The organism is uncultured Frigoribacterium sp. (assembly GCF_963515265.1).
Lineage (GTDB): Bacteria > Actinomycetota > Actinomycetes > Actinomycetales > Microbacteriaceae > Frigoribacterium.
Window position 1 is genome coordinate 1 of sequence record NZ_CAUPYL010000174.1, and the last position, 5,507, is coordinate 5,507.

The following is a 5,507-nucleotide window of genomic DNA, read 5'->3' on the forward strand; positions in this document are numbered from 1 at the left end:
GCCCACGTCCGCGCCGATGTCTCCGATGACGACGCAGTGCGCGGGGTCGACCCCGAGCGTCTCCGCCGCCTGCAGCACGAGGCCGGGGGCGGGCTTGCGGCAGCGGCAGCCGTCCTCGGCGACGTGCGGGCACACGGCCCAGGTGCCGAACGCGCCGAGCAGCTCGTCGACCCGCGCGGCGACGTCGTCGACCTGGTCGCGCGTGATCAGGCCGCGGCCCACTGCGGACTGGTTGGTGACCACTCCGGTGGCGACGCCGGCCTCGCGGACCGCGGCCACCGCCTCCTCGGCCCCCGGCACCAGCTGCACGAGGTCGGGGTCGCCGTTGTGGGGCACGTCGACGACGAGCGTGCCGTCGCGGTCGAACAGCACCGCCGAGGGCACCGCGAGGGGCCACGAGGAGGCGCGGGTCGACGAGGTCATGCCAACGCCGTGCCCCGAGGCGCCCCCGCCGAAACGTGCACAGATCACCTTTCTGTCGAAGCCCTCCTGTTCGGGCGGCGGGCGGTCCGGCGCGGCAGGCTGTCGGGATGGACCGCCTCCCCGAGAAGGACGACACCCCTGAGTTCCTGGCGCTGCGCGCCCTCAAGCTGGGCGACCTGCTCGTCGCCGTGCCCGCGCTGCACGCGATCCGCCGCTCGCGGCCCGACCACCGCCTGGTGCTCGCCGTGCCCGGTTGGCTCGAGCCGGTCGCCGAGCTCGTCGGAGGGATCGACGTGCTCTGGCCGACCCCGGGGCTCGACCACCCGCTCGGCATCGAGCCGGGGCGGATCGACACGGCGATGAACCTGCACGGCGACGGTCCCGAGAGCCGCGGGGTGCTCGAGCAGCTGCAGCCGCGGGTGCGGCTGGGTCACGCGAGCCCCGGGTGGGAGGGCCCGGAGTGGGAGGACCACGTGCTCGAGCGGCACCGCTGGGCGCGGCTGGCGAGCGAGCACGGGATGCCCGCCGACCAGGAGGACATCGGCATCGCCCGCCCCGACCTGCCGAGCGCCGCGCCCGGTGCGGTCGTCGTGCACGTGGGGGCCTTCTACGGCTCGCGGCACTGGCCCGTCGACCGCTTCGCGACGGTCGTGCGCGAGCTCCGTGAGGAGGGACGGCGGGTCGTGCTCACCGGCAGCGAGAAGGAGCGGCCGCGTGCGCTCGAGGTCGCGGCGCTCGCCGGACTCGACGACGAGGTCGTCGCCGCGGACGTTCTCGCCGGCACGGTCGACCTGGCCGAGATGGCCGCGGTCGTGGCCGACGCCTCCGTCGTGGTCTCGGTCGACACCGGGGCGGCGCACCTGGCCTCGGCCTACGCCACGCCTTCGGTCGTGCTCTTCGGGCCTGCTCCGCCCGAGGAGTGGGGCCCGCCCGCGAGCGGCCCGCACGTGGTCCTCACGGACGCGAGCCTGCGCGTCGGCGACACCTTCGGCAGCGAGTGCGACCCTGCCCTGCTCGCCGTGCAGCCCGCCGACGTGCTCGCCGCGGCCAGGGAGGTCGCGCGCAGCCTCGACGGGATCGGCGCGTGACGACGGACGACTCCTTCTTCGCGGCGCTCGCCGCAGACCTGCAGTCCGAGCCCGACCTGAGGGTGACGGTGCAGCGGGCCGTCGGCTACGTCCGTGCGCTGACGCGGTGCGACGAGGTGGCGGTGCGACTGCACGTCGGGGGCTCCGCGGCGCCTCGGGCTGCGGCGACGTCGTCGCGGGGAGAGCGGCTCGACGGGCTGCGCGACGAGCACGGGTCGGCCGCCGCCGACGAGACCGTCCCCGACGAGGTCGAAGGGGTCGTGCTCGTCGACGACACCGCGCACGATCCGAGCTGGCCCGCGTGGGCCGCCGCGCTCGCCGCGGAGGGAGTCGGCAGCGTGCTGACCGTGCCCCTCGCCGCGCGGGGCTCGTCGCTCGGCCTGCTCTCGCTCTACGCCGCTGAGGCGGGGTCGCTGAGGCGCTGGGCGGACGACGACTCGCTGGAGCTGCTGGTGCGGCAGGTCGCGGTGGCACTGGTCGACCTGCGCGCCGCCGAGGACCTCGAGACCGTCCGTGAGGCGCGCACGCTCGTCGGACAGGCCCAGGGCATCCTGATGGAGCGCCACGACCTCGACGCCGACCAGGCCTTCGCGGTGCTGCGGCGCTACTCGCAGCAGGGCAACGTCAAGCTCCGCGACGTCGCGGCGCAGCTCGTGCGCACACGGCGGCTGCCGGAGGGGCGTCCAGGCCGCTGACGGCGGGGTCCGCTCGGGGCGCACGTCATGACGATGCCGTGAGGTCGAGCCGCGGCCGGTCGCGCGTGGACGTTCCTGGGCTCTGCCCCGTGGAGCACGTCACGGTCGCAGCCGAGTCGCTCCCGGCCTTCGTCCTCGACGTGCGAGCTACAGGACGAGCCGGCGGTCGACGACGTCCTGCGCCACGTCGCGGAGCGGCAGCCGGTGCGACCGTGCGTGGCTCCTGAGCAGGGAGAACGCCGAGGCGACGGTCGTGCTGCGCTCGTAGGAGAGGTATCCCTTGGCCTGCTCGATCACGACCCGGCTCTCGAGGGCGTAGGCCAGCTGGTCCGCGAGGGCGGTCTGCTCGTCGTTCTCCCGTCGCTGGCTGAGGCCGGTGCCGACGACGCGCAGCATCGAGGTGATCAGCGACACCTCGGGCTCGCTGAGCTCTCCGGCCTCGGCCAGGAAGACGTTGACGCCTCCCACCGCCACCCCGTCGACCTCGAGGGGCAGCGCCAGAGCTCCGCTGAGCCCCGCGGCGAGGGCGGTCTCGGTGAAGTCCGGCCACCGGTCGTGGACGGCCCGGACGTCGGGGACGGCGAGCAGCTCGCCGCGCGCGATGCTCTCGATGCAGGGCCCGCCCTCGACGCCGAGCTGGGCCTCCTCGACGTCGAGGGTGCGTTCGTGGGTCGAGGCGACCGCACGGTAGGTGCGGTCGTCGGCACGGAGGATCACGGCGGCCTCGACGGCGCCCGTGTGCTCCGTGCACGCCCGGACGAGGAGGTCGAGCGCGTCGACGAGCTCGCGGCCGGAGCGGAGGGCCTCGACGAGCTCGACGAACACGGACGCGATGTCGGCGTCGCGTCCGGCGTCAGCCATGCTGCGCTGCGTCCCCGGGGCGGGAGCCGGGGGCCGGCACCGGCTCGGGCCTCGTGGTGAGCCCGGAGCCGCTGTTCGCGGCGTGCATCAGCACTGCCAGCCAGTCCTGGTTCATGGACTCCGCAGCGGCCTTCTCGACCCGGAACCGCATGGCCACCGCCGGGTGCATCCAGAGGGACTCCTCGACGGGCTCGGGCCCCGTGTCGTCGGTCCAGGTGAACAGGAAGCACTCGCCGCGCCGCAGCTTGGTGACGACGACGGTGCGGAGATGGGCGAGCAACCGGTCGTCGAGCGTGACGTCGATCGACGTCGGGCCATAGGTGAACGTGCCCATCTGGAAGTCCTCACGGGGTCTGGGTGAAGGGGGGCCGGTGGGTCCCGGCAAGCGTCACGATAGTGGAGGCTGGGATCTCGGCGAGGCTCACGACCGCCCCCTGTCGCATGGTGGACGACACCGCCCGCCGGACGACCGGGTCCCGTGCCTCGACGCCGCCGCCTAGTCGGCCCGGCTCCTGACCTCGTCGAGCGAGAGCAGCCCCCGGAGGCGCCCCAGCACCTTCGCGAGCAGCCGCGACACCTGCATCTGGGTCACGCCGAGCACGCGGCCTATCTCGGCCTGTGAGAGCTCGTCGACGAAGCGCAGCCGGACGAGCAGCCGGTCTCGATCGGGAAGCTGCGCGATCGCCCTCTTCAGCTCGCACCGCACCTCCGTCGCCTCGTGCTCGTCGGCGGCGGCGATCGTGTCGCCGAGGCTCGTGCCCTCGGCGGTGCCGATCGGGAGATCGAGCGAGGCGGCGGTGCGGTCGAGCCGGGCTCGCAGCGCGAGGCGGACCTCGGCGACGGGCTCGCCGAGCCGCAGGGCGAGCTCCTCGGCGGACGGCTCGTGGCCCAGCCGGTGCGTCAGCGGGTCGCGGACGGCGGCGAGGGCCACCGACAGCTCCTGGAGGCGCCGGGGCGGACGCACGGCCCAGGTCGCGTCGCGCAGGTGCCGCTTGACCTCGCCGGACACGGTCGGCCCGGCGAACGCGACGAAGTCGTCGCCCTTCTCGTGGTCGAACCGCAGCGCCGCCTTGAGCAGGCCGAGGCAGGCCACCTGGCGGATGTCGGCCCACTCGTCGCCTGCCGAGGCGTAGCGCCGGGCGACCGCGTCGGCGACGTCGAGGTGCTGCTCGACGACCTGGGCGACGAGCCCGCGTCGTGCTCGATCGGTCTCGTGCGACGGTGCGAGGGCCGCACGACGATAGGCCGCGAGCGTGTCGAGCCGACGCCGCTCCTCGCGGGGCGACCGTGCCGAGGAGGCGCGGTGCGCGGCCGAGGACAGCCTGCGAGGCGAGGCGGCCGGGCCGGTCCCGGTCGTGGTCGAGGTCGTGGTCGTCGCGGAAGTGGTGATCGGAGTGGTGGTGCGTGCTTCGGTCGTGATGGTGCTCACGTCGTCCTCATCCCAGCTGAGGCGGAGCGGCTCGTTGCTTGGCCGCCGTCGTCGACGAGGGCGACGCTGCCACCGGGCACGGACCTCGGCACCCCCCTGGACCGGACTGGGCAGTGCTGCTACTTTCACGCCGCCCCCGGGCTGTCGGGGGACGGATTCTCAGGTTCGGGAGCTGGCTCCCCGGACCGCCGACCGCCGACCGCGCGCCGGTCGCGGTGAGGCTCAGAGCTTCGACAGCGGGTGACCGGCCGACTCGTTGTCGACCCAGAGCGGCAGCTCGGGCCGTGGCTGCAAGGCCGTGACCGCGCAGGCGGCGGCGAGGCCCGCGAAGAGCACGTCGTCCATCAGCGTCAGGCCGGTCGGCGCCGCGCCCGCGAGCTGCCGGTCGGCGAGGCCCGCGAGGAGCAGCGCGAGGTACGAGAGGGCCACGAAGCCCACGATGATCCTGATCGTCAGGGCCGAGAGGTCGAGCACGGCGACCGCGACGAGCAGCAGCGCGGTGCCCAGGTAGATGACGTCGAGCACGATGTCGACGGTGAAGATGCCGAGCATGTGCTCGCCTTCGATGAACAGGCCGATCAGGCCGTGTCCGCCGACGACGACGGCGATCATGAGCGAGAGGGACTTCGCCACGGGGGCTCCTTCGGTGGGGGACGGAGGTGCGAACGGTGCTGCCGTCCCCTACCCGGTGCGCCCGGTCTCATGCCTGCCGGTCCGGGATGTCCCCCGACCGCACGGGGACGCCCCCGGCGCCGCTGCTTCGATGGCAGCCATGTCCGTCGCCTCACCGCCGACGCCCTCCGGCGTGCCCGCCCTGGCCGTCGCCGCGTCCGCCTACCTCTTGACCTGCGGCGTGGGCCTCGGCGTGCGGTGCGGGGTGCTGCGCACCGACCGGGCCCGCTGGGTGCACCACCTCCTGTTCGTGCTGACCGCCGCCTCCTCGTCCGCGGCGGTCGTCGCCCTGACGGCTGCCCGGCAGCGCGCCGCCGCCCTGGCGCTGCTGTCGGTCGC

General features: G+C 74.4%; 7 protein-coding genes and 1 pseudogene. 3 read left to right on the plus strand and 5 right to left on the minus strand.

Annotated features, from left to right (window positions below; genetic code table 11):
• Positions 1–423: HAD-IIIA family hydrolase (locus RWM17_RS11775; RefSeq protein WP_314103908.1), on the minus strand; the 423-nt coding region annotated here is incomplete at its 3' end.
• Positions 424–530: 107 nt separating this feature from the next.
• Between RWM17_RS11775 and RWM17_RS11780 the strand changes: the two genes are divergently transcribed.
• Complete coding sequence (locus RWM17_RS11780) at positions 531–1,511, plus strand: glycosyltransferase family 9 protein (protein ID WP_314103910.1); 981 nt, start codon at positions 531–533, stop codon at positions 1,509–1,511.
• Positions 1,508–2,206: a GAF and ANTAR domain-containing protein gene (locus RWM17_RS11785; RefSeq protein ID WP_158614686.1), complete on the plus strand. Its 699-nt coding sequence runs from the start codon at positions 1,508–1,510 to the stop codon at positions 2,204–2,206. The genes RWM17_RS11780 and RWM17_RS11785 overlap by 4 nt, the downstream gene beginning before the upstream one ends.
• 147 nt (positions 2,207–2,353) lie before the next feature.
• On the opposite strand, the gene RWM17_RS11790 is transcribed toward RWM17_RS11785, so the two are convergent.
• The 4 genes from RWM17_RS11790 to RWM17_RS11805 form a co-directional block, all read right to left on the minus strand.
• Entirely contained in the window at positions 2,354–3,067 is a 714-nt protein-coding gene (locus tag RWM17_RS11790) for a GAF and ANTAR domain-containing protein (protein WP_314103913.1), read from the minus strand.
• Positions 3,060–3,401, minus strand: coding sequence for an ATP-dependent DNA ligase (locus RWM17_RS11795; RefSeq protein WP_314103915.1), 342 nt, complete (start codon positions 3,399–3,401; stop codon positions 3,060–3,062). Before RWM17_RS11795 ends, RWM17_RS11790 begins: the two co-directional genes overlap by 8 nt.
• Before the next feature lie 162 nt (positions 3,402–3,563).
• Positions 3,564–4,496, minus strand: coding sequence for a sigma-70 family RNA polymerase sigma factor (locus tag RWM17_RS11800; protein WP_314103918.1), 933 nt, complete (start codon positions 4,494–4,496; stop codon positions 3,564–3,566).
• A gap of 222 nt (positions 4,497–4,718) precedes the next feature.
• Entirely contained in the window at positions 4,719–5,129 is a 411-nt protein-coding gene (locus tag RWM17_RS11805; RefSeq protein ID WP_314103921.1) for a hypothetical protein, read from the minus strand.
• Between the two features lie 139 nt (positions 5,130–5,268).
• On the opposite strand from RWM17_RS11805, the pseudogene RWM17_RS11810 reads away from it, so the two are divergent.
• Positions 5,269–5,507: pseudogene (locus RWM17_RS11810) on the plus strand (hypothetical protein); the annotation flags it as partial.